22 protein-coding genes are annotated in these 23958 nt (G+C 63.1%); 9 read left to right on the top strand and 13 right to left on the bottom strand.

The window, feature by feature from the left end; genetic code table 11:
* Window positions 1-9: 9 nt before the first annotated feature.
* Window positions 10-1308, top strand: coding sequence for an L-fuconate dehydratase (locus LPA36_RS04855; protein WP_228875014.1), 1299 nt, complete (start codon window positions 10-12; stop codon window positions 1306-1308).
* A gap of 49 nt (window positions 1309-1357) precedes the next feature.
* Here LPA36_RS04855 and LPA36_RS04850 read toward each other — a convergent pair whose 3' ends face one another.
* Both LPA36_RS04850 and LPA36_RS04845 read right to left on the bottom strand, forming a co-directional pair.
* Window positions 1358-2218 carry a helix-turn-helix domain-containing protein gene (locus tag LPA36_RS04850; protein ID WP_228875013.1) on the bottom strand — a complete coding sequence of 287 codons (861 nt, stop codon included), beginning with the start codon at window positions 2216-2218 and terminating at the stop codon, window positions 1358-1360.
* A gap of 12 nt (window positions 2219-2230) precedes the next feature.
* Window positions 2231-2818, bottom strand: coding sequence for a carboxymuconolactone decarboxylase family protein (locus LPA36_RS04845; protein WP_228875012.1), 588 nt, complete (start codon window positions 2816-2818; stop codon window positions 2231-2233).
* A gap of 187 nt (window positions 2819-3005) precedes the next feature.
* On the opposite strand from LPA36_RS04845, the gene LPA36_RS04840 reads away from it, so the two are divergent.
* Window positions 3006-3812: a hypothetical protein gene (locus LPA36_RS04840; RefSeq protein WP_228875011.1), complete on the top strand. Its 807-nt coding sequence runs from the start codon at window positions 3006-3008 to the stop codon at window positions 3810-3812.
* A 20-nt stretch (window positions 3813-3832) separates the two neighbouring features.
* Here LPA36_RS04840 and LPA36_RS04835 read toward each other — a convergent pair whose 3' ends face one another.
* Complete coding sequence (locus tag LPA36_RS04835; RefSeq protein ID WP_228875010.1) at window positions 3833-4657, bottom strand: DUF2182 domain-containing protein; 825 nt, start codon at window positions 4655-4657, stop codon at window positions 3833-3835.
* The gene (locus tag LPA36_RS04830; RefSeq protein ID WP_407674233.1) at window positions 4650-5432 is read right to left on the bottom strand and encodes a DUF899 domain-containing protein; all 783 of its coding nucleotides are present in this window, start codon (window positions 5430-5432) and stop codon (window positions 4650-4652) included. The genes LPA36_RS04835 and LPA36_RS04830 overlap by 8 nt, the downstream gene beginning before the upstream one ends.
* A gap of 112 nt (window positions 5433-5544) precedes the next feature.
* On the opposite strand from LPA36_RS04830, the gene LPA36_RS04825 reads away from it, so the two are divergent.
* Together LPA36_RS04825 and LPA36_RS04820 are read left to right on the top strand one after the other, a co-directional pair.
* The gene (locus tag LPA36_RS04825) at window positions 5545-6765 is read left to right on the top strand and encodes a helix-turn-helix domain-containing protein (protein ID WP_228875008.1); all 1221 of its coding nucleotides are present in this window, start codon (window positions 5545-5547) and stop codon (window positions 6763-6765) included.
* Window positions 6766-6774: 9 nt separating this feature from the next.
* A complete protein-coding gene (locus tag LPA36_RS04820) occupies window positions 6775-7449 on the top strand; it encodes a Vgb family protein (RefSeq protein ID WP_228875007.1) in 675 nt (224 codons plus the stop codon).
* A gap of 61 nt (window positions 7450-7510) precedes the next feature.
* Here the strand turns inward: LPA36_RS04820 and LPA36_RS04815 are convergent, their stop codons facing one another.
* From LPA36_RS04815 to LPA36_RS04800, 4 genes are all read right to left on the bottom strand, one after another.
* Window positions 7511-8146, bottom strand: a complete 636-nt coding sequence (locus tag LPA36_RS04815; RefSeq protein ID WP_228875006.1) for a riboflavin synthase — start codon at window positions 8144-8146, stop codon at window positions 7511-7513.
* A gap of 24 nt (window positions 8147-8170) precedes the next feature.
* Window positions 8171-9328, bottom strand: coding sequence for a bifunctional diaminohydroxyphosphoribosylaminopyrimidine deaminase/5-amino-6-(5-phosphoribosylamino)uracil reductase RibD (gene ribD / locus LPA36_RS04810; RefSeq protein ID WP_228875005.1), 1158 nt, complete (start codon window positions 9326-9328; stop codon window positions 8171-8173).
* A 38-nt stretch (window positions 9329-9366) separates the two neighbouring features.
* Entirely contained in the window at window positions 9367-10677 is a 1311-nt protein-coding gene (gene hemL / locus LPA36_RS04805) for a glutamate-1-semialdehyde 2,1-aminomutase (RefSeq protein WP_228875004.1), read from the bottom strand.
* A gap of 181 nt (window positions 10678-10858) precedes the next feature.
* A complete protein-coding gene (locus LPA36_RS04800) occupies window positions 10859-11365 on the bottom strand; it encodes a hypothetical protein (protein WP_228875003.1) in 507 nt (168 codons plus the stop codon).
* A 212-nt stretch (window positions 11366-11577) separates the two neighbouring features.
* On the opposite strand from LPA36_RS04800, the gene LPA36_RS04795 reads away from it, so the two are divergent.
* Window positions 11578-12801, top strand: coding sequence for a Bcr/CflA family multidrug efflux MFS transporter (locus LPA36_RS04795; RefSeq protein ID WP_228875002.1), 1224 nt, complete (start codon window positions 11578-11580; stop codon window positions 12799-12801).
* 161 nt (window positions 12802-12962) lie between these two features.
* Here the strand turns inward: LPA36_RS04795 and LPA36_RS04790 are convergent, their stop codons facing one another.
* The 4 genes from LPA36_RS04790 to zwf all read right to left on the bottom strand — a co-directional run bounded on the left by LPA36_RS04790 (window position 12963) and on the right by zwf (window position 17910).
* Window positions 12963-13304, bottom strand: a complete 342-nt coding sequence (locus LPA36_RS04790; protein ID WP_228875001.1) for a helix-turn-helix domain-containing protein — start codon at window positions 13302-13304, stop codon at window positions 12963-12965.
* Window positions 13305-13651: 347 nt separating this feature from the next.
* The gene (locus LPA36_RS04785) at window positions 13652-15571 is read right to left on the bottom strand and encodes a bifunctional transcriptional regulator/glucokinase (protein ID WP_228875000.1); all 1920 of its coding nucleotides are present in this window, start codon (window positions 15569-15571) and stop codon (window positions 13652-13654) included.
* Window positions 15549-16253: a 6-phosphogluconolactonase gene (gene pgl / locus LPA36_RS04780; RefSeq protein WP_228874999.1), complete on the bottom strand. Its 705-nt coding sequence runs from the start codon at window positions 16251-16253 to the stop codon at window positions 15549-15551. Before pgl ends, LPA36_RS04785 begins: the two co-directional genes overlap by 23 nt.
* A gap of 193 nt (window positions 16254-16446) precedes the next feature.
* A complete protein-coding gene (zwf, locus tag LPA36_RS04775; protein ID WP_228874998.1) occupies window positions 16447-17910 on the bottom strand; it encodes a glucose-6-phosphate dehydrogenase in 1464 nt (487 codons plus the stop codon).
* A 515-nt stretch (window positions 17911-18425) separates the two neighbouring features.
* On the opposite strand from zwf, the gene LPA36_RS04770 reads away from it, so the two are divergent.
* The 4 genes from LPA36_RS04770 (at window position 18426) to LPA36_RS04755 (ending at window position 22894) form a co-directional block, all read left to right on the top strand.
* Window positions 18426-19673 (top strand): ABC transporter substrate-binding protein, encoded by a 1248-nt coding sequence (locus LPA36_RS04770; RefSeq protein WP_228874997.1) that lies wholly within the window; start codon window positions 18426-18428, stop codon window positions 19671-19673.
* Window positions 19674-19858: 185 nt separating this feature from the next.
* A complete protein-coding gene (locus LPA36_RS04765) occupies window positions 19859-20800 on the top strand; it encodes a carbohydrate ABC transporter permease (RefSeq protein WP_407674214.1) in 942 nt (313 codons plus the stop codon).
* A complete protein-coding gene (locus LPA36_RS04760; protein ID WP_228874996.1) occupies window positions 20790-21647 on the top strand; it encodes a carbohydrate ABC transporter permease in 858 nt (285 codons plus the stop codon). Before LPA36_RS04765 ends, LPA36_RS04760 begins: the two co-directional genes overlap by 11 nt.
* 128 nt (window positions 21648-21775) lie before the next feature.
* Window positions 21776-22894 (top strand): ABC transporter ATP-binding protein, encoded by a 1119-nt coding sequence (locus tag LPA36_RS04755; RefSeq protein WP_228874995.1) that lies wholly within the window; start codon window positions 21776-21778, stop codon window positions 22892-22894.
* Window positions 22895-23124: 230 nt separating this feature from the next.
* Here LPA36_RS04755 and LPA36_RS04750 read toward each other — a convergent pair whose 3' ends face one another.
* Complete coding sequence (locus LPA36_RS04750) at window positions 23125-23931, bottom strand: IclR family transcriptional regulator (protein WP_407674232.1); 807 nt, start codon at window positions 23929-23931, stop codon at window positions 23125-23127.
* Between the last annotated feature and the right edge of the window lie 27 nt (window positions 23932-23958).

The following is a 23958-nucleotide window of genomic DNA, read 5'->3' as shown; positions in this document are numbered from 1 at the left end:
GGTGCAAAGATGACCACGATTACAAAGCTGTCCGTTCGGGACATTCGCTTTCCCACCTCGCGTTCACTTGACGGGTCCGATGCGATGAACGCCGCGCCGGATTACTCCGCCGCCTACGTAACGCTCGAAACCGATTCGCCGCACGCGCTCACAGGACACGGCCTGACCTTCACCATTGGGCGAGGCAACGAGATCTGCGTAAGTGCGGTAAAGGCGCTGGCCCCGCTGGTCGTCGGCAGAACGCTGGAGGACATCGCCGCGAACATGGGTGCGTTCTGGCGCTCGCTGACGTCAGACAGCCAGCTGCGCTGGATCGGCCCGGACAAGGGCGCCATTCATCTGGCGACAGCGGCCGTCGTGAATGCCACCTGGGATCTGTGGGCAAAAGCGGAAGGCAAGCCGGTATGGAAGCTGCTCGTCGATATGAGCCCGGAAGAGCTCGTGCGTTGTCTAGACTTCCGTTACGTGACAGACGCAATCACACCGCATGAAGCCATCGCGATGTTGCATCGTCACGCGTCGACCAGAAACGAACGCGAAAAGGAGATGCTCGCTCAAGGCTACCCGGCGTATACGACTTCGGCCGGCTGGCTTGGCTATGACGACGACAAGATTCGCCGCCTCGCACGTGAGGGCGTTGCGCAGGGCTGGACGCACTTTAAGCAGAAGGTCGGCGGCAATCTTGAGGAAGACGTGCGCCGCGCCCGTATCCTGCGTGAAGAAATCGGCGAGGACCTCAAGCTGATGATGGACGCGAACCAGGTGTGGGATGTCGATGAAGCGGTCGCGAACATGCGGCGTCTGGCGGAATTCGACCCGTGGTGGATCGAGGAACCCACAAGTCCAGACGACGTCCTCGGCCACGCGGCCATCCGGCAGCGGCTTAAGCCCATCGGTGTCGCGACGGGCGAGCATTGCCAGAATCGCGTGATGTTCAAGCAGTTGCTACAGGCGAATGCGATCGACTTCTGTCAGGTCGACAGCTGCCGTCTGGGCGGTTTGAACGAGGTGATCGTCGTGCTGCTGATGGCGGCGAAATTCGGCGTACCGGTCTGTCCGCATGCGGGCGGCGTCGGTTTGTGCGAGTACGTTCAGCACATTTCGCTATTTGACTATATCTGCGTGTCGGCTTCGCTTGAGAACCGCGTGCTCGAATATGTCGATCATCTGCATGAGCATTTCGTCGATCCTGTCGTGATCCGCAACGGGCACTACATGCCGCCGCAGCGTCCCGGCTATAGCATCGAAATGCACGCGGCCTCGCTCGATCAGTTCCACTTCCCTGACGGGCCGGCCTGGCAAGCGTGAAACAGGCTTGCAGCCTGCGTGCGACTTGAAACGTCGCACGCAAGAGCCCTTACCTCAGGGTATTTCTGCGTTCCTGCGGATTCGCAGCCAGCAGTTGCAAATGAAGCGCTTCGGTGTCTTCATCGACGGGGAACATGCATTCGACGCGCAACTCCTGCGCGGCTACGGTTTGCGGCGTGCCCACATTTGAAACCATCGAAAAATAACGCAGTACCTTTCCTTCACTGACAAAGCCGATTGGAATGACAGGCATCGTCGGCGTAGCGGACGGTACATGAAGCGATTTCCAGTCGCGCGGCACGCCGGGATACGCGAGCAGTTCGTCGAGCAGACTTCGTGTGTCGCGGTCGATCACCTGACCGATCGATTCACGACATACGCGTTGCAGCAGACTTCGCGCGACGTTGTCCCAGTCGTCTATGAAAGGACGCATGCCTTGCGGATCGAAGATCAGATGCAGCATGTTTCGCGGCGTCCTGCGCGCGGCCATATCGACGAAGCAGTTGAAAAAGCGTGGCGCGGCGTCATTGGTCATCAGAACGTTCCAGTAGCGATCCATCACGATCGCCGGAAACGGTTCGTGCTGGCGCACCACGCGCTCAAGCGCGCGCACGACGGTCTGCATCTCCTGCGCATTCCACGGCGCCCCGGAATAGAGCGGGGCGTAACCGGCGGCGAGCAGGAGCGCGTTGCGCTCCCGCAGCGGCACATCGAGCGACTGCGCGAGATTCAGGATCGTCTGCCGCCCGGGCGCGCTGCGACCGCTTTCGATGAAACTGATCTGACGCTGCGAGATACCCGCCTCGAGCGACAGATCGAGTTGACTCACGCCCCGCGCATCCCGCCAGTAACGCAACAGTTCGCCGAGTTCGTTCGGTGGCACGTTCGGGCCGGAATGCGTGACGCTCATCGTATTTCCTTACTACAGTGAGGGCGGGTAGAGGGTACCGCGTCCGGGTGAAGGCGCGTGCCAGGTGAATTCCTGGAACGACGCCTCAAGCGGCGGCCGTGTCACGCTGCCCGTGTAGTTCGTGATCGTGGACGCCGCAACCACCGCGATGACTTCGAGGATCTGCTCCGCGCTGAATCCTGCTTCAACGAAGCGCTTCCGGTCGGTCTCTGACAGATGCCCGCGCGTTTCGATCAGCGTACGGGCCAGCGTCGAGAGTGCGGCGAGCGACGCATCGCCGGGTGACCTTCCGTGCCGGATCGCATCGACGTCAGCCGGTTGCACGCCCTGGTTCAGCGCCAGCGCCGTATGAAACGCAACCGCCCATTCGCTGGCGTTCGTGACCGCGTTGGTCAGCAGCAGCGTCTGGATCTGCGGCTCGGTAAGACTACTCGAATGGACGTGCTGGAACAGTCCGACGAATCCGCCGATCAGCACCGGCGAAGACGCCATCGCGCCGGCGACGTTCGGAATAAAGCCAAATACCTTTTGCAGTTGTTCGAGCACGGGCTTCGAGTGTGCCGGGGCGGACTCGATGGTGTGAACGGGATAGCTGGACATGGTAGCTCCTTGTGAGTGAGCGCCACCGAAGCGGCGGCGCGACAGACAAAGAGTAGGGATGACGGTGCGCTGCGCCAATTACATCGCATGTAATCGCGGCGCTGCGGGCGAGGCCCCGCCCGTGGCCGCCTGCACATCATCTTTTACGGTGTTGCGCTAGACTGGCTGGGTCCTGGAGGGGCTCCGCGTGTCTGATCCAAAATCCGTGCTGATCCGTTCAATCGCGACGTGTGCGCTCGTTTGCGCGTCGTCGTTCGCGTACGCCGCGAACGCGGCGGGGCCAGCCGCTGACACCCATTCGTCATCCGCTGAACAATCCGCTTCTGCGGTTGCAACATCGACGCAGCCTTTCGTGGGCGACGACCCAGCCGTGGTAAGAGACACCCTCGCAAAACTGCGGATCAAGGCCGACACGCCTTCGCTCGGCGACCGCGTGCGAAGTCTTGTTCACGCCCCCACCGGCAAGACATCGCACGAGATGGATCTCGCGTCGGCCGGACTCGATCGCGAACTGACCTTCGTTATCCCTGCGTCGTACGGAATACTGTACCGGTCGAACAGGCATCAACTGACGGTCGACGTCGATCTTGCCGACGACGAACGTCCTGGCGTGATCCAGCTCCGGAAGACAGTGACCGGGATGCGCGGCCGACACCTCGTGGTGGCGCCCGAGGCGAAGGCCAGGGGCTACGTCCAGCGCATCGACCTGATTGAACTGAGGGAGGGTGAAAAACGTGAGAGCAGCGTCAAGGGACGTGTTGCCGTTTCGCAGGCGCTATTCGCCGAAACAACCGGCGACTTCGCGATCGTCCTGAAGTGCAGCATCAAGCCGCCCTATCTGACCGACGAGACAGAACACACCGATCCGACCATCGACGAACCCACCGACATCACCACGCGAACCTCCACGTTGCATGCGACGATCCACGCCATCTGGCTCGTCAGCCCGCAGCGGGGCATCGTGCTTTCGAAGAAGCTGCACCTGTCGAAGTAAGACGCACCCGAGCGCGTTCGTTATTGCGCGAGCACACCCTGCACGACCAGCACCAGGCCGGTCGCGACAAACGCGACCCCGACCGCCTGCATCGCACGCTCACCGGAACGCGCGAGACGTTCGGCGGTAATCGCCGCTGTGACGACAACCATCGCGCGCAGATCCATCACGCCGATGACGAAAAGAATCGCCGTCAGCCCCGCGCAGCAGTAACCGCAATGGAGGCCAAGCCGCACGCCGTGTCGCCAGGCCGTGACGGCGTCCGCCTGCAACGTACGGCCGCGCTGCGGCATCTCGCGGCAGCATGCAAGATGACGCGCCTTCCATGCGGTGAACTGGAACGCGCCGGCTACCACGACGATCATACCGGCCACGACCGGAACCGCACGCGAGAGCGCGGGCAGTTGCATCTCCAGTTGCGCCAGCGCGACGCCCAGCGGAAACGCGACAGCGCCAAACGCCATCCACACGGAGAAGTAGCCTGCGCCCACCAGCATGGTCAGCCGGGCGAGGCGTGCCTCGCTGGTCCTGAAGACCGCCTCGCGGTAACGCAACAGCATGGGCACAAGAGAAGGCATCATCATCGCCACCGTCATCGCGGCCCACATGCCGAGGAACGATGCGGCGACGTCGGGCCATGTCTGTCCGCACATGCGCATCCACGTCATCGACATCGTCCAGCCGCCCGGCATCGGCATTTCGCCCATCGCCGACATCATCGACGCGCCCTGGACGATCGTCACCGCCGCGCTCGCAGCGAAGAGTAGCGCGCAGACGCCGAGGAACGCGTGCCGGGAAGCGCGTGATGCGCGCTCCCGTGCGCACGTTGCGTCGATGTCAGCCACGACGCTGCCCGCTGCCGTTTGCGTACTCGTCGTGACGACGCCACCAGACGCCTGCCTCGTTGCGTCCTTTAGGCGCGCGATCGAGCCACTGATACATGCCCCAGACGCCATCCACGCCGCGCGCGTAGGTCGAGTACGTGTGATATACGACGCCATCCTCGAGCACGAACGCGGAGAGGCCGGGGCGCTCGCGCGCATACGTGGGCGCGTCGGTGCCGCAAGTCGCCGCGAACTCGGCGACGGGTTGCGGCACCGGTGTCGCGTCCATCGCGTGGCCGCCGCGCTGGTAGTTGTATTCGACGATGCCCTCGCGCTGCTGCGCCTCGGTGAACGAGACGTTGAAGTCGAAGTTGAAGTCGCTCGCGGGCGTCGACGCCCACGGGAACGTCCAGCCCATGCGCTCCTTGTAGGCGCGCAGCTTTGCGAGCGGCGCACGCGACACGGCCATCAGCGTGACATCGTGATTCGCCAGATGGACGACGATGCCGTCGAAGCCGTCGGCGATCGCGGAGCACGACGGGCATCCCGCCGTGTAGTCGGGGCCGAACATGAAGTGATAGACGAGAAGCTGCGAGCGTCCCTTGAAGAGATCCGCGAGCGTCGCGCTGCCTTCGTCGGTATCGAAGCGATAGGTCTTGTCGACGCGCACCCACGGCAGGTTTTGACGACGCTGCGCGAGTTCGTCGCCGCGTCGCGTGTATTCCTTCTCTGCCTTGAGCAGGTCGAGCCGCGCTGCCAGCCATTCTTGCCGTGTTGCCGTTGCGTGTTCCGTCATCATGCTTCCCTCCGTCAGGTTTGGATGCGACTTACCGGTTACTGGTCGTGATAGATTAGTTCCGGGCGTACGGACGGTGGGAGTGACAAGTGTGGCGGGATTCATCCAGACCATGGATTCGCTGATCGTAGCCGCAGCGCGGGCGCTGGCGGCGGGCGATCCGCTCGGCGCACTCAACCGTGTCGCGCTGCGCGATGACGCCCATGCGCTCGCGCTTCGCGGCATCGCTATGGCACAGCTTGGCGACCTGGTTCGGGCGAAGGCGCTCATGCGACTTGCTGCACGCGCGTTCGGTCCGAAAGAGGCGGTGGCCCGCGCGAGATGTGTCGTTGCCGAGGCGGAAATCGCGCTGGCCTCGCGTGATCTCGGCTGGCCCGCAAAGACGCTCGACGGCGCGCGCGCGACGCTCGAAGCGCACGGCGACCGTGTGAACGCCGCGCATGCGCGATATCTCGAAGTCCGGCGCCTTCTACTGATGGGACGCCTCGACGACGCCGAACACAAGCTCGCTGCGCTGGACCCCGCGCCGTTTCCACCTGCATCGCGGGCCGCGCACGAACTCGTCGTCGCGGGCATCGCGATGCGGCGCCTGCGTGCGAAACCGGCACGCGCTGCACTCATACGGGCGGGTCGCGCCGCGCGCCACGCAGGCATTCCCGCGCTGATGGCGGAAGTCGACAGCGCGTCGCGCATGCTGGACGCACCCGCCGCGCGTCTCATCGCGCAGGGCGAAGAGCGGCTTCTCGTGCTCGAAGAAGTCGAAGCGCTACTGGAATCGAAGGCGCTCGTCGTGGACGCGTGCCGTTACGTCGTGTGTGACGCAGGCGCGAAGGTTCCGCTTGCCACGCGTCCCGTGCTGTTCACGCTCGCGCGGACGCTTGCCGAAGCGTGGCCGGACGATGTGTCGAGAGAGACGCTCGTCGCGCGGGCGTTTCGCGCCAGGGCTGCGGATGAATCGCATCGCGCGCGGTTGCGCGTCGAGGCCGGGCGGCTTCGCACGGCGCTGCGCGATCTCGCCGATGTGCGCGCGACGAAGCGCGGCTTTGTGCTGGTGCCGCATCGGGCACAGGAGGTCGTCGTGCTGGCGCGGCCCGTCGAGGAACCGCACGCGACCGTGCTCGCCTTTCTCGCGGACGGCGAATCGTGGTCGAGTTCGGCGCTCGCGTTGGTGCTGGGCGCAAGCCAGCGCACGGTGCAGCGCTCGCTCGATGCGCTGTCGGCGACCGGCAAGGTGCAGTCGTCTGGACGTGGCAGGGCGCGCCGCTGGATGACGCCGCCGATGCCAGGATTCGCGACGACGTTGTTACTCCCCGTTCCACTATCGAACGTTTAGGATGGGCGCATGAACCGTTCCGCTGCCAGAATCGTCAATGAATATGGACCCTTTCCGGGCGTCGACTCCGTGGCTGGCGTCACCTTCGACGGCCAGCAGGTGTGGTTTGCCGCCGGCCGCGCGCTGACCGCGTTCGATCCGGCGAACGGCCAGACGCTCCGTTCCATCGATGTCGCCGGCGACGCCGGAACGGCGTTCGACGGCAAGCATCTGTTCCAGATCGCCGCAGGCCGCATCCAAAAGATCGATCCGCAGACAGGGCAGGTGCTGGCCACGATTCCGGCACCCGGAGGCGGCAACGATTCCGGGCTCACCTGGGCCGAAGGCACGCTCTGGGTCGGGCAGTACCGGGAGCGCAAGATCCACCAGATCGACCCGGAAACAGGCGCGATTCTTCGGACGATCGAATCGGAACGCTACGTGACCGGCGTCACGTGGGTCGACGGAGAACTCTGGCACGGCACCTGGGAAAACGACGCGAGCGACCTGAGACGCGTCGACGTGAGAACCGGTGAGGCGCTGGAAACGCTCGATATGCCCGAGGGTGTGACCGTGTCGGGACTGGAGTCCGATGGCGGCGACCGGTTCTTCTGCGGAGGCGGGAACAGCGGGAAGGTGAGAGCCGTTCGCCGTCCCGGGCGCGCTTCCGCGGAGGACAGCGACGCAGGGGTTCCAGCCGGCTAGACGAGCGACCAGGCGACGTGGGCCGCGAGGAACGCGGCCCGGCAGGTTCTGCGAAAACCGCTTACGCGAACGGTTTCTGACCGTCTTGCGACGTCGACAGCATCCGTTCCACATACCGCGCGATCAGATCGATTTCCAGATTGACCTTCGAGCCTGTGCGCAGGTTTCTGAGCGTCGTTACTTCGACGGTGTGCGGGATCAGGTTGATCGAAAACTCGCAACCGTCGTCGCGATCCTTCACCGAGTTCACTGTCAGGCTTACGCCGTTCACGGTAATCGATCCCTTGAACGCCAGATAGCGGCCGATATCGCGCGGCGCGAGCACGCGCAGTTCATGCGATTCGCCGACCGGCGCGAAATGCGTCACCGTGCCGAGTCCATCGACGTGTCCCGAAACGATATGACCGCCCAGGCGATCGTGCGCGCGCAGCGCCTTCTCGAGATTCACTTCGCCCGGTTCACCCAGACCCGCGGTGCAGTTCAGGCTTTCGCGCGATACGTCGACTTCGAACGAATGCGCGGTCTTGACGACGACCGTCATGCACGCGCCCTGAACGGTGATGCTGTCGCCCAGCTGCACGTCATCGAGATCGAGCGCGCCGGCTTCGATGTTCAGGCGCACGCCCGCGTCGCCATCGTTGCCGAGTGGCTTGACTGATTCAATGCGGCCCACGGCCGCGACGATTCCGGTAAACATCGTGCTGGTTCCTTTTGCGTGTGTTCAGTGCGAAGCGTCGGGTGCTTCGGGTGCTTCGGGTGTATCGGCGGCGGCAGGCGGCTCGAAGCGCGCGAGAATCCGCACGTCCTCGCCGATGCGATCGACACCATGAAAGCGAAGTTGCGTGCGTGCGGCGAGCGAGCTGGGCGCGACGAGATTGAACATGCTCATCGAGTCCATACCGAGCAGGCTCGGCGCGAGATAGATCAGCAGTTCGTCGACGCAGCCTTCGCGCAGCAGCGAGCCGTTCAGCTTGTAGCCCGCCTCGACGTGCAGTTCGTTCACGCCGCGCTCGCCGAGCGCCTTCAGCATGGCGGGCAGATCGACCTTGCCGTTCGCGTTGGCCATCTGCACGATCTCGGCGCCGCGCGCACGCAGCGCTTCGGCACGCTCCGTGTGACGTTCGTCGAGATTGCCGCAGAAAATCAGCGTCGGCGCACCGACAAGAATCTGGGCCTCGGGCGGTACGTCGAGCTGGCTGTCGATCAGAACACGCTTCGGCTGGCGCGGCGTATCGACCGCGCGCACGGTCATGCGCGGATCGTCTTCCTTCACGGTGCCAATGCCCGTGAGAATCGCCGAAGCCCGCGCGCGCCACGCGTGACCATCGGCGCGCGCGGCTTCTCCGGTGATCCACTGGCTTTCGCCGGAAGGCAGGCCGGTGCGGCCATCGAGCGAAGCCGCGACTTTCATGCGGACCCACGGCCGGCCGCGCGTCATGCGCGACACAAAACCGATGTTCAGTTCGCGCGCTTCGTGTTCGAGCAGTCCGCAACGCACTTCGATACCCGCGTCGCGCAAGATCGAGAGACCGCGGCCCGATACTTGCGGATTCGGGTCTTCCATCGCGGCAATCACGCGTTCGACCTGCGCATCGATCAGGGCATTCGCGCACGGCGGCGTGCGGCCGAAGTGGCTGCATGGCTCCAGCGTCACATAGGCTGTCGCGCCGCGCAGGTCATGGCCGCGCGAGCGCGCATCCTTCAGCGCGCGAATCTCTGCGTGATCCTGACCGGCGGGCTGCGTATAGCCTTCTCCGATCACCTCGCCGTTCTTGACCAGCACGCAGCCGACACGGGGATTCGGGTCGGTGGTGTACATCCCGCGCGCGGCGAGCGCGAGTGCACGTTCCATATGGACGAAATCGGTTTGCGAGAACATCGGCGACGGGTCGGGTTGGAGTGGAACCGGAATCGGAATCAGGCTGCAGACGCAGCAAATGCGCTGCGCGCGGCGGCAATCGTGGCGTCGATGATGGCGTTGTCGTGCGCGATCGACACGAAGCCCGCTTCATACGCCGAAGGCGCGAAGTACACACCCGCGTCGAGCATCTTGTGGAAGAACGCGTTAAAGCGCGGCACGTCGCTCTTCGTGACTTCCGCGAAGCTCGCGGGAATCGAATCGGTGAAGTAGAGACCGAACATGCCGCCGAGCGAATCGGCCGCGAACGGCACGCCGGCTTCGCGCGCTGCTTCGGCGAGACCCTTCGCGAGGCGCGCGGTTTGCGTGGAAAGCGTTTCGTAGAAACCGGGCGCCTGGATCAGTTGGAGTGTCTTCAGGCCGGCGGCGACCGCGACCGGATTACCCGAGAGCGTGCCCGCCTGATAGACGCCGCCGAGCGGCGCGAGATGAGCCATGATGTCGCGACGTCCGCCGAACGCGGCCGCCGGCATACCGCCGCCGATCACCTTGCCGAGGCACGTGAGGTCCGGCGTGATGCCGTACACCTGCTGCGCGCCACCGAGTGCGACGCGGAATCCGCACATCACTTCGTCGAAAATCAGCACCGTGCCGTGTTCGGTGCACAGACGCCGCAGCGTCGCGAGAAATTCGGGCGTTGCGCGCACGAGGTTCATGTTGCCCGCAACCGGCTCGACGATCACCGAAGCGATCTCGTTGCCGAACGCCTTGAACGCTTCTTCGAGTTCCGCGACGTTGTTGTATTCGAGCACCGTGGTGTGCTTCGCGATGTCGGCCGGCACGCCCGCCGAAGTCGGGTTGCCGAACGTCAGCAGACCGGAGCCCGCTTTCACGAGGAGGCTGTCCGCGTGGCCGTGATAGCAGCCTTCGAACTTGACGATGCGGCTGCGGTTCGTGAAGCCGCGCGCGAGGCGCAACGCACTCATCGTCGCTTCGGTGCCGCTCGACACCATGCGTACCTGCTCGATCGAAGGCACGAGCTTGCAGATTTCCTCGGCGATCTCGATCTCGGCTTCGGTCGGCGCGCCGAATGAGAAGCCGTTTGCGAGCACGCGTTGCACGGCTTCGAGCACTTCCGGATGCACGTGACCCAGGATCATCGGCCCCCACGAGCCGATGTAGTCGATGTAGCGCTGACCGTCGGCGTCCCAGAAGTACGGGCCTTGTGCGCGTTCGATGAAACGCGGCGTGCCGCCGACCGAACGGAACGCACGCACGGGCGAATTGACGCCGCCCGGAATGGTCTGCTGGGCGCGTTCGAAGAGTGCCTGGCTACGGGATGTGCTGGAAGTGCTGGAGGTGCTGGACATGAACGTTGGACCTGCTGAAAGTGATCTGCCTGATCGTGAAGCACGCACGGCTCGCGCATGGAAGAACGGCGGTGAGCCCGTCAATACTGGCGTCGCGGCGGCTGGATAGTGACGAAATTGTACCGGAGTCGCGTCGTTCGGGCCGGGCCCGGCGCAGGGCGCGGACCGGCTCCCGCCAGTGTCAGGCCGCGTGCACCTTGCGCTTCGACGGGCGCGCGGGCCCGGCCGGGGCCGGCAGTGCGGGGCGCGGGCGTCGGCCGGTGAGTTCGGCCCAGCGCTTTTCCAGCGCGCCTTCGGCGATCGGCTTGATCGACGTGCCCGAGCTTTGCGCGTCCCACGTCTGGACCGAAAACGGATGCGTGCGCAACGCGTCGCGCGGGATGACGACGTCCTCGTGCGCGTCGACGACCCAGTCGTATACGAAGTCGATGCACAGCCGGTAGCCGCGTTTTGTCGTCGGATCGGGGACTTCATAAGGCGCGCGCATCACGTAGCCCGAACCGAAGATGCCCTTCGGCTCCTTTGCGACGCGATGCAGGAACACGCGGTCGCCCGGTTCGATGCCGCGCGCGAAGCCGCAGCCCCACACGTCCAGCACGGCTTCACCGGCGGCGACCCGTTTTGCCACGTCGGGCAGTTCGGGCCACGGCCACTTCTTGGGGCTCCAGATCAGCAGGAAAGCGGTCATGAAGGATTCATCTACGGAAACGCCGGCGCTGCAGCCGGCAGGAAAAGCACTGTAACCGATTGACGCTGCGGGCAGAAAACGTGATCCGGAGGGCCACCGGAAGGGACGGATCGCGGACGGCACTTTTAAGCGTCGCGTACAATGCGTGGACGCCAACCCGTCGTTTCCGCCGTTCGCCGCTTGTCATGGCGGGCCGCCCGATCTGGATTTCCATGTCTCTCGCTGCCAGAAGCCGGCCCGATCGCCGGCTGATTCTGTTGCTCGGTGCGCTCGCCGCATGCGGGCCCATCTCCATCGACATGTATCTGCCGAGCTTGCCCTCGATCGCGCAGGCGTTCGCCGTCAGCGCAGGCGCCGCGCAATCGACGCTCACGAGCTTCATGTTCGGCTTTTCGATCGGCATGCTGCTGTATGGCCCGCTGTCGGACTCGTTCGGTCGCCGGCCGGTGCTGCTTGGCGGCATCGTGATGTACGCGCTCGCGAGTGTTGCGTGTGCGCTGTCGTTCTCGATCGGCTCGTTGATGACGTTCCGGTTCATCCAGGCGCTCGGCGCGGGCGCGGCGTCGGTGCTGGCACGCGCAATCGCCCGCGATGCGCACGAGCCGACCGAAGCGGCCCGCGTGCTGTCGATGCTCGCGATCGTCACGTCGATCGGGCCGCTGCTTGCGCCGCTGATCGGCGGACAGTTGCTGCTGCTGGGCGGCTGGCGCGTCGTATTCGTCGCGCTTACGACGTTCGGCTCGGTCTGTGCGGTGACGGCGTTCCTGCGCGTGCCGGAAACCTGGCCGCGTGAGAAGCGTGCGGGTGCGGCGGTACTGCAGTCGTTCGCGGCGTACGGCAAGCTGCTGCGCGATCCGGTTGCGTGGGGCCACATGTTGTGCGGCGGCATGGCGTTCGCCTCGATGTTCGCGTACATCACCGCGACGCCGTTCGTGTACATCGAGTACTTCCACGTCTCGGCGCAGCATTACGGTTTTCTGTTCGGGCTCAACATCATCGGCATCATGTTCGGCAACTTCATGAACACGCGGATGGTGGGTCGGCACGGCCCGATGCCGATGATCTCGGTTGCTTCGGGCATCAGTTGCGGCGCATCGTTTTTCGTCGCGCTGGTCTGCCTGACGGGATGGGGCGGGTTGTGGTCGATCGTCGCCGGACTGTTTTTCGTGGTCGGCGTGGTCGGGCTGCTGTCGGCCAACTGCACGACTGAACTCATGCATCGCTATCCGCGCAACGCGGGTGCCGCGGCCGCCGTGTTCGGTGCCGTGCAGCTCGCGCTCGGCGCGCTCGCGAGTCTCGCGGTCGGGCTCTGGCAGGACGGCTCGCCGAAGGGCATGGGCGTTACGATCGGTGCGGCCGGGCTGCTGTGTATGCTGGGCCGCTGGCTTGTACTGCGCTGGCACGGGCGGCCGTTGCCTGGGGTGAGTGCGGTCTGAGTGGTGCGTTACGCGCAACGGCACGACGCAGGATGGAAAAGCGCGGGCCTATGGCGAGCTAGCCATTTCGCGCAAGTGTCACGCCACAGTTAAACGCTAGCAGGCCGGTTCGCGAGTTGACATCGGCTTTCTCTTTCAGCACGACAGCGTGACGTGAATAGTCAGAAATCCAGTTCGTCGCGCTCTGCTGCGCTCATGTCACGAACTCTGGATTTGCGCTCGCGCGCCGCCAGGGCCGCCAGCGCCGGATCTTTTTCTGCATACAGGGTTTCGAGCGACATGCCGGGTGCGATGCTGTCCAGATATCGCAGCACCTGGCCGATGGCAAGACCCGGATCCCCGTGCTCGATGCGGTACGCGGTGTTGCGGGACAGACCGGCGCGCAAGGCGGCGTCGGTCTGTTTGACGCCACGCGCGATGCGCAGGCGCGCCAGCAGTTCCCCGAGGTGCTTGCTTTGCTCGAGAAGGGGCGCTGAGAGAATGGAAGCCTGGGTGACCTTCATGTTCGTTAAAACATTCATTAGGAGCCTAATGCTCGATATATCGAGCATATTGGGCCATCAATCACTGTGCGTCAAGTTCCCGTGTATGGGAGCGCATCGATCGTAAAATCGAGCATTAAAAGGATTGCGATCGATTTTACGAGCATTTTAATCGTTCTGCCTGGCACTACCAAAATCGGTAACGACGGTGACTTCCTGACCCTGTCGGACGACCGGGGAGGAGCCCGGCCACTGGGCCCGACCTGAACGTATTCGACGCAAACCGCGCATGGACGAAACCGCGCAAAAAAAGCGCCGGCCTCTCACGAGCCCGGCGCCTTATTACATCGAAACGCAACAGCTAAAACTCAGTCCTTCGCCGAAGACGCCGCGCCATGGCTCAACCAGTCGAGCACGGCCGTCGAATCGTCGTCGGCGCGTTCGCGCACGCGCGTGACGGCTTCGCTTACTTCCGGGTTCGGCGCCGCGCGGCGGATCGCCACGCCCACCGCCAGGATGTCGATCATCACCAGATGCAGGATGCGCGAGATCATCGAAAGCTGCGATTCGCGGATCTCGATGTGATCGGTTTCCAGTGCGACGGTCGCGCGCTTGGCCAAAGGCGTGTTGCTCGACGTGATCGCGATCACCTGCGCGCCGGCCTGCATCGCGACATCCAGCACGCGTAGCAGCTCAGGCGCGCGGCCCGACTTCGATACCGCCACGATCACGTCGCCCTTGCCGAGCAGCGCGGCTGAAGCGGCCTGCATGTACAGGTCGCCGTACGCGATGGTCGGAATACCGAAGCGGAAGAACTTGTAGTGCGCGTCCTGCGCGACGATGTTCGAATTGCCGAGGCCATAGAATTCGATGCGTCGTGCGCCGTTCAGCAGATCGATCGCACGCTCGACGTGTTCGAAGTTCAGATGCTCACGCAACTGCAGGATCGCCGACACGGTGTTGTCGAGCACCTTCGCGCCGAAGTCGGTCGCGGTATCGCCGAGATGCACCTGGCTGTGGCTCACCGGAATCGTACCGGTCAGTCCCGTGGCGAGCTTCAGCTTGAAATCGGACAGACCCTGGCAGCCGAGCGAACGGCAGAAGCGGATCACCGTCGGCTGGCTCACGTCGGCCTTGCGCGCGATATCCACGATCGGATCGTTGATGATCGAGCGCGGATGATTCAGCGCGAGATCCGCGACGCGGCGTTCCGCCGGCGTCAACGCATCGCGCATCTGGCGGATACGCTCGAACACCGCCGACGAACTGCCGCCCGCGCGATTCGACAGCTGTTCCGCGAGAATCGCCGACACGCCGAGGAACGCCGGATACTGCGCCGTGATCACATACGTCGGCACATTCGCGAGGTACGCCTCGAAGCGGCCCTTCGCCTCGAAGCGCTTGCGGAACGACGACTTCGCAAAGAACTCGCCGAGGCGCGGCACGACACCGCCGCCGATATAGATGCCGCCCAGCGCGCCGAGCGTCACCGCGATATTGCCGGCGAAGGTGCCGAGAATGCCGCAGAAGCAGTCGACCGTTTCCAGCGCGAGCGGCTCGTTGTCTTCGATCGCGCGCCGGGTGATTTCGGGTGCATCGACGTTGGCCGGCACGCGCTTCTTGTCGCGGCCCGCGAGCGCGCGATAGATGATTTCGAGGCCCGGGCCTGCCGCCACGCGCTCGAACGACACATGCGACCACTTCTTGCGCGCGTATTGCAGCACGATGTCTTCGCGTTCGTCGGCGGGCGCGAACGTCGCGTGACCGCCTTCGCTGCCGAGCGCGATCCAGCGGTCGTCGGCGGGAATCAGACCCGACACGCCCATGCCCGTGCCCGGGCCGAGCAGGCCGATCACGCTGTTCTGACGACGCTGGCCGCCGCCCACCTGCACGCGCTGTGCATCGGTGAGGCCCGGCAGCGCCATCGCAAGCGCGGTGAAGTCGTTGACGACCAGCAGCGTATCGAAGCCGAGCGCGCGGCGCGTCGCTTCGATCGAGAACGTCCAGTCGTGGTTCGTCATGCTGACCTGGTCGCCATCGACCGGGTTCGCAATTGCGATCGCCGCGTGATTCACGCGGCCGATCTTCGTGTCCTTCAGATACTTCTTGATGACTTCGGCGACGCCCGGGTATTCCGCACACGGATACACGAGCACCTGCGAGATTTCACCGGGACCGGTTTCAAGCGCGAAACGCGCATTGGTGCCCCCGATGTCCGCGAGCAGCCTCGGTCCGTCGGCGTGCTGGCCCGCAGCGGGGACAGCCTTAGTTTGCACACCAGTAGACATCGAGTCTCACTCCCTTGTCGTTTGCCAACTTCGAGATGGCATTTTTTTGTGGCGCAGCGGCGGCCTGTTGCAGCACCTCCAGCTTGCGCGGTCCGGCGATCAGCAGATACAGATGGCCCACCTGTTGCAGCGCGGAAAGCGACCAGCTCACACGCGCATGCGGCGCGTTGCCCGGATGCACGGCGACGAAACGCTCGGGCGTCGTAATCGCAAAGTCCCACTCGGGTGCGTCGGCGAAGATCGAGGCCGTATGGCCGTCTTCGCCCATGCCGAGAATCGCGACGTCCGGCACGCGACGCGCGGCGTCGGCGTTCAGGGCGGCGATGTGGGCGTCGAGTGTCTGCGCAGTATCGACGAGCGGCCAGAACGTGGCGGCGGCCGCGGCGTTCTGCAACAGCGTTTCGTGCGCGAGGCGCGAATTACTGGCGGCATCGGTTTCGGGCACCCAGCGGTCGTCGACGAGCGTCACGTCGATGTGCGCCCAGTCGAACGGGTGGGTCGACAACGTCTGCAGAAACGGACGCGGACTGGAGCCGCCGGATACTGCAAGCGTTGCACGGCGAGCGCCAGATTGAGGCGCGTTCGCCTGCGCGGCGAGAGACGCATGTAACGCGTCACCCACCGCTTTCGCCAGCGCGCCGGATTGGGCGTTCTGGTCGTCGAAAGCGTGAAGCTCGATCACTTCTCCTCCATGCTGCTTTCTTGTAGGTTTGCGGGACGTAAGGCAGCCGGCTTTCTGCCGGTGTGCGACGCGCATTATGCTGCGTCGCGAGGCAGAGGCCAGAAACACCGGCCGGCTCGATACTTCCCAGAATGCGGCGTTGCAACGGTCAGGGGCACGCGAACCTCCGCGTGCCCCGACAGGTAATGCGACGTCAGTTCTCTTCTTCCAGCCAGCACGTGCCGTGCTGCGCGAGCATCGCGCTCGACGCCGCCGGTCCCCACGTGCCAGCCGCGTACGGCTTGGGCGGCTTGTTCGAGCCACTCCACTCATTCAGGATAGGCTCAACCCAGCGCCATGCAGCTTCCTGTTCATCGCGACGCACGAAAAGTGCGAGGCGACCGTGGATCACGTCGAGCAGCAGACGTTGATACGCTTCCATCTGACCTTCGCGGAAGAACTGGTCGAACGCGAGATCGAGGTGAACGCTGGCGAGGTTCATGCCTTCGCCCGGCTGCTTCGCGAGGCAATACAGACGAATCGTTTCGTTCGGCTGCAGGCGAATGACCAGACGATTGGCGCCCGGACGCAACGCCGGCGAACCCAGCGCCGAGTGCGGCACCGGCCTGAAATTCACGACGATTTCCGCGACGCGATCGGCCAGCCGCTTGCCGGTGCGCAGGAAAAACGGCACGCCGGCCCAGCGCCAGTTCTCGATTTCCACCTTGAGCGCGACAAACGTTTCCGTCGTGCTGTCCTTCTTCACGCCAGGCTCGGTTGCGTACGCCGGCACCGGCGTTCCACGAATTCCGCCCGCATGATACTGGCCGCGTACGGCAACCTTGCCGATATCGCGTTCGTCGACCGGCTTGAGCGCGCGCAGCACGCGCAGCTTCTCGTCACGGACCGAATCGGAATCCATCGAATGCGGCGGCTCCATCGCGACGATGGAAAGCAGTTGCAGCAAGTGGTTCTGCACCATGTCGCGCAACGCGCCGGTGTTGTCGTAGAAGTCGCCGCGCGCCTCGACGCCGAGTTCTTCTGCGATCGTGATCTGGATGCTCTCGACCCACTCGCGGCGCCACAGCGGCTCGAAGAGCGCATTGCCGAAACGCAGCGCCAGCAGGTTCTGCACGGGCTCCTTGCCGAGGTAGTGGTCGATACGGTAGATCTGCTCTTCCGCGAAGATTTCGCCGACGGCATCGTTGATCGCATTCGACGACTTCAGGTCGTAGCCCAGCGGCTTCTCGAGCACGATGCGGGCGTTTTCGTTCAGGCCGACCGAGGCGAGCGCGTGACAGATCGGCACGAAGAGCGACGGGCCCGTCGCGAGATAGAACACGCGGATGCCGGGCAGGTCGCTCACGGCGTCCCGCAGTAACGCGAAGTCTTCATGTTTGCCCAGATCGAGCTTCACGTAATCGATGCGCTTGAGGAAGCTTGCCCATGCAGCTTCATCGAGACCATTCTTTGAGACGTACGGCTTGACGTGGTCGTTGACCCACTGCAGGTAACCATCGCGGTCTTCCGCGTGACGCGCGACCGCCACGATCCTGCCGCTTTCAGCCAGCATGCCGCCTGCACGGTGCGCTTCATACAGTGCCGGCAGGATTTTGCGCATCGACAGATCGCCGGTTCCGCCGAAGAGAACGAAGGTGAAACTTGAATCGGTTTGCATGAGTCTCCGTCGATGTCTTGGGGGTCGCCGGTGAGGCGGGAAGGGCGACCGTAGTCCGATAAAATTTTTTTTGACACTGAATTGTAGTTTAACTACAATCCAAATCAAGAGGTAACGCTAATTCGATAAAAAAAGCGTGCGCTGTCAAGAGAGATGCGCGTTTTCCCGAATGAGCGAAGCGTCCTCGCATGCTAACGGACATCGCGTTTCTGCACGGGCTGGCTGGGTAACCGGGTGGCCTGCAAAAGCGGATGTCCGAAGTCTTGCGCGGTCCGCCCTCGAGTCTGCAGCGCGCCACAGCGGGCAGGCAAAAATCAAAAGAGGAGACAGTCAGTTGCATCCCGAACCACTCATCTTCTGAGCGTCCAGCGGCCGGATTCCGGCGCGCCGGCGATGTACATACACATCGGCTGCCCGACGTTCGACCGCCCTGTTTTGCCTGTTTGACCAAACCACCGCACCCTGTTTATGCAGGGGCATTCGTTTTTTGTTCAGGTGTCTGGAGGAGATAAGCAATGAAATTTCGCGCGATCATGGGCGCTCTGTGCGCCGCAGGTCTGATGTGTGGCGTGTCGGCAGCTCAGGCGGCCGAGTCGGTCGAAGTGCTGCACTGGTGGACTTCGGGCGGCGAATCGAAAGCCGTCGGCGTCCTCAAGGACGACATGACGAAGCAGGGTTACACGTGGAAGGACTTCGCGGTTGCTGGCGGCGCGGGTGCGGCTGCCATGACGGCACTCAAGACGCAGGTGATCTCGGGTAACGCGCCGAGCGCAGCCCAGATCAAGGGCCCGCTGATCCAGGACTGGGCCGCTCAAGGCGTGCTGGTACCGATCGACGCAGCCGCTGGCGACTGGAAGAAGAACCTGCCGCCGGAAATCGACAAGATCATGCACGCTGACGGCCACTACGTTGCTGCGCCGTTCTCGGTGCACCGCGTGAACTGGCTGTACATCAACAAGGCAGCGCTGGACAAGGCAGGCGGCAAGGCGCCGACCACGTGGCCGGAATTCTTCGCGCTGGCTGACAAGATGAAGGCCGCGGGCATTCAGCCGATCGCGATGGGTGGCCAGCCGTGGCAGGACCTGACGCTGTGGGAAGACGTCGTGCTGTCGCAAGGCGCGGGCTTCTACAAGAAGGCGCTGGTGGACCTCGACGAGAAGACGCTGACGTCGGATCAGATGGTTGGCGTGTTCGACACGGTTCGCAAGATCCAGGGTTACTTCGACGCGGGCCGCACGGGCCGTGACTGGAACCTGGCAACGGCGATGGTCATCAACGGCAAGGCCGGCATGCAGTTCATGGGCGACTGGGCGAAGGGCGAATTCGCCAACGCCGGCAAGAAGTCGGGCACGGACTACGTCTGCGCCGCTGTGCCGGGTACGGAAAAGTCGTACACGTTCAACGTCGACTCGTTCGTGTTCTTCCAGCAGAAGGGCCAGAAGTCGGCAACGCCGGGTCAGCTCGCACTCGCGAAGACGATCATGTCGCCGGACTTCCAGGAACAGTTCAGCCTGAACAAGGGCTCGATCCCGGTTCGTCTGGGCGTTTCGATGGACAAGTTCGACGACTGCGCGAAGAAGTCGTACGCGGATGAACAGGTTGCGATCAAGTCGGGCGGCTATGTGCCTTCGCTGGCACACGGCATGGCTCAACCGGACGCAGCTGCAGGCGCGATCTCGGACGTCGTGACGAAGTTCATGAACTCGCAGCAGGATTCGAAGAGCGCCGTTGCAGCGCTCGCGAAGGCAGCGAAGACGAAGTAATGAAGTGATGTGCCCGGCGCCTGTCCACGCAGGCGCCGGGTGCTTCGAGCAGGTTCTTTCAGCAGCATCGCAGCACGTTGTTCGAGTGCCTTGAGTGCTTCACCGAGAGTCACACCTTTGCCTGCCCGCATCGCGCGTTTCATGCGTGAGCTCACCGGCGGCATCGTTTCAGCAGGAGTCGAGTAGTGACTGCTTCTATCAGCGGAAACGGGAAAAAGACGGCTTCCGTCACCCGCCGCACGTCGCCCATGGCGGCGCTGGCCGATCGCTATATCCCGAAGCTGGTGCTCGCACCCAGCGTCCTGATCAGCCTTGTGTTCGTCTACGGTTTTATCCTGATTACCGGTTATCTGTCGCTGTCCAATTCGCGACTGATGCCACGCTACGATTTCGTCGGTCTCGACCGTTACCGTGAGCTGTTCGATAACGACGTGTTCTGGACGTCGGCCGCCAATCTCGGCTGGTTCGGCATTCCGTTCATCGGCATCTGTATCGGCCTGGGTTTGTTCCTCGCCATCCTGCTCGACCAGCAGATCCGCAACGAAGGTGCGCTGCGCGCCGTGTTCCTGTATCCGATGGCGCTGTCGTTCATCGTGACCGGCACGGCGTGGCAATGGATCATGACGCCGAGCATCGGCCTCGAAAAGGTGTTCCACGACTGGGGCTGGACGAGCTTCTCGTTTAGCTGGCTGGGCGACCCTGACAAGGCGATCTTCTGCGTCGTGGTGGCGGCCGTGTGGCAGTCCACCGGTTTCGTGATGGCGCTGTTCCTCGCCGGTTTGCGCGGTGTTGACGGCGAAATCTTCAAGGCTGCGCAGATGGACGGCGCGGGCCTGCCGACCATCTACCGCAAGATCGTGATTCCGAGCATGCGTCCGGTGTTTTTCTCGGTGTTGCTGATTCTTTGCCACATCACGATCAAGACGTTCGACCTGGTTGTCGCGTTGACTGCGGGTGGTCCGGGTACGTCTTCGTCGTTGCCGGCTATTTTCATGTACACGTTTTCGTTCAATCGCGGGCAACTGGGCGTCGGCGCTGCATCGTCGATGATGATGCTCGCGACCGTCGTGGCCGTGCTCGTGCCGCTGATGTATCTGGAATCGAGGAGCACGCGCAATGCAGCCTAAGATGACGATCAGCCGTGCCGTCATTTACGCGGCGCTGATTCTGTTTGCCCTGTATTTCCTGTTCCCGCTGTACGTGATGCTGTCGACGTCGTTCAAGGACATCGACCAGCTGCGCACCGGCAACCTGCTTACGCCGCCGACACACTGGACGGTCGATCCGTGGGTGAAGGCGTGGAGCGGCGCGTGCACGGGTGTGCGATGCGACGGCATGGAACCGTTCTTCATGAACTCCGTGCGCATGGTGATTCCGGCCGTGCTGATCTCGTCGATCATCGGCGCGTTCAACGGGTATGTGCTGACGCACTGGCGCTTCCGTGGCGCGGATCCGATTTTCACGATGTTGCTGGTCGGCTGTTTCATTCCGTTCCAGGCGATCCTGCTGCCGATGGCACGTTTCGAAGGCTTTCTTGGCCTGTCGAACACGACGAGCGGTCTTGTGCTGGTTCACGTGATCTACGGTATCGCGTTCACGACGATGTTCTTCCGCAACTTCTACGTCAGCATTCCGGCTGAACTCGTGAAGGCGGCGCGGATTGACGGTGCGGGTTTCTTCACGATTTTCACGAAGATCCTGCTGCCGGTTTCGCTGCCGATTTTCATGGTCTGCCTGATCTGGCAGTTCACGCAGATCTGGAATGACTTCCTGTTCGGTATCGTGTTCTCCGGTGTCGATTCGATGCCGATCACGGTGGCGCTGAACAATCTCGTGAATACGTCGACGGGTGTGAAGGAATACAACGTCGATATGGCGGGCGCGATTATCGCGGCGCTGCCGACGTTGCTCGTCTACATCATCGCGGGCCGCTATTTTGTGCGTGGTTTGACGGCAGGCGCGGTGAAGGGCTGATCGAGAGCCGATCCCATACATGCTGCCGGCGCGCGAAGTGTGGCGCTGGTGGCCCTGAACAAGGCGTGCTTGCCGGCTGGCCGGCGAGGGCGCAAAGAAAGCAGTACAGAGACTAGAGGAATCACAGCATGGCAAGCCTTTCCATCCGTGACGTGTACAAGACCTACCCGAACGGGGTGCCGGTCCTGAAGGGTGTCAACATCGACATCGAAGACGGCCAGTTCCTGATTCTGGTGGGCGGCTCGGGTTGCGGGAAGTCGACGCTGCTCAACATGATCGCCGGCCTCGAGACCGTGACGAAGGGCGAGATCCAGATCGACGGCAAGACGGTGAACAACCTGTCGCCGAAAGATCGCGATATCGCGATGGTGTTCCAGTCGTATGCGCTGTATCCGTCGATGACGGTGCGCGAGAACATTTCGTTCGGCCTGAACATCCGCAAGGTGCCGAAGGCTGAGCAGACGCAGATCGTCGAGCGCGTGGCGAACACGCTGCAGATCACGCATTTGCTGGATCGCAAGCCGGGGCAACTGTCGGGCGGCCAGCGTCAACGTGTGGCGATGGGTCGTGCGCTGGCGCGTGATCCGGTGATGTTCCTGTTTGACGAACCGCTGTCGAATCTGGATGCGAAGCTGCGTATCGAGATGCGTTCGGAAATCAAGCTGCTGCATCAACGTCTGGGCACGACGATCGTTTATGTGACACACGACCAGATCGAAGCGATGACGCTGGGCGACCGGATTGCTGTCATGAAGGATGGTGTCGTGCAGCAGTTCGGCGCGCCGCAGGAAATTTATGATTCGCCTTCGAATCTGTTTGTTGCCGGCTTTATCGGCGCGCCGCCGATGAACTTCATTCAGGGCAAACTGGTTGAAGCGGGCGCGGGTGTGGGTATCGAGCTGGATACGGGTGTGACGCGCAGCGTGTTGAATCTGCCGTTCGAATCGGGTCAGGTGAAGTCGCACGTTGGGCGCGAAGTGATTCTGGGGCTGCGTCCTGAGCGTATTACCGATGCGCGTAGCGCGCATAACGTCGAAGGCGGCAAGCTGCAGCCTGTCGAAGTAAAGGTCGACGTGATTGAGCCGACGGGGCCGGATACTCTGGTGTTCGCGCAGGTGAATGGCAAGCGTATTGTTAGCCGCGTTCACCCGGCATCGAACCCGCAGCCGCTGGCTAATACGACGTTGCTGTTTGATGTGTCGAAGGCTGTGTTGTTCGATCCGTCGAATGAAGAGCGGATTGCCTGATTTTTTCTGGCGGTCGCTGCTTCTAGAAGTTTTGCGAGAAGTGCGAGTAACCCCAATGCGTCTTAAGGCGCGTTGGGGTTTTTTGTATGCCCTGCATCCGCACGTTTAGGGACGGGCCGCGGCGACGGAGTCGAAAGGCTCGCAGGTTTGTGTGGGGTTCCGGTCTTCCAACCTTGTTACGTGCCCGCTCACCCGTTTTGAGGCGAGTGTCGGGCGACTTACAGCGAAGCCTATCGGTTCGCCATGGGCCCCGAGGCTGTGTCCCAATAAACGTTGAAGCCCATCAATGAAGTGAGCGTGTCTGCTGCCTTTTTCATCATCTCGCCGACTTCGGCCAAGGTTGGCACAGGGGCATCGTCGATGCGCTCTATATACGGCGTAGTCAGTGCCGCAATGGCATGACCGTCCTGGCCGAACACCGGATAGGCCAGATTCCTCACTCCCTTGACCTGGCGGCTGGACATGCGGGCATTACCGTGTCTGCGGATCTGCGCGAGGTCCTTCGCCAGCTGCTGCGACTCGACGGCCCGTTCGCCGTCCACGGGGATATGCAGTTCCAGCATTTCGCCGCGTTGGGGCTCTTCCTGGAAGGCGAGCAGTACCTGTCCCGACGCGGTATCCGTCAGCCCGATCAACGTGCCGACCTTCAACGCAAAGCCCCAGCGCTCCGGACTTTCGACGCCCGCGACGATCAGGACACGTCCCTTCTGATACACGCACAGATGAAACGACTGGCAGGCATCCCTGGCGAGTTGTGTCATCAGCGGCAACGCGCTCGATACGAGTGAGCGCACGGGCTGATGCCGGTGCGCCAGCTGGAAGAGCAGCAGCGACAGAACATACCGGTCGCCGATGGTGCAGAGATAGCCGCGCGTTTCCAGCGTCACGACCATCCGGAATATTTCGGCGGTGGTGCGGCCGAGCTCTTTTGCGAGTTCCGCAAGAGACAAACCCGGCGCGTGATCCGCCAGCAGTTCGATGATGTCCAGCCCTTTTTCCAGTGCAGGTGCCGAATAGCGCGGTGCGTTGGCGTTCAAGTTTCCTCCTGAAATCGCAGATGAATG

Source organism: Paraburkholderia saeva (assembly GCF_907164555.1).
Lineage (GTDB): Bacteria > Pseudomonadota > Gammaproteobacteria > Burkholderiales > Burkholderiaceae > Paraburkholderia > Paraburkholderia saeva.
This window is presented reverse-complemented; position numbering and strand designations above follow the sequence as displayed.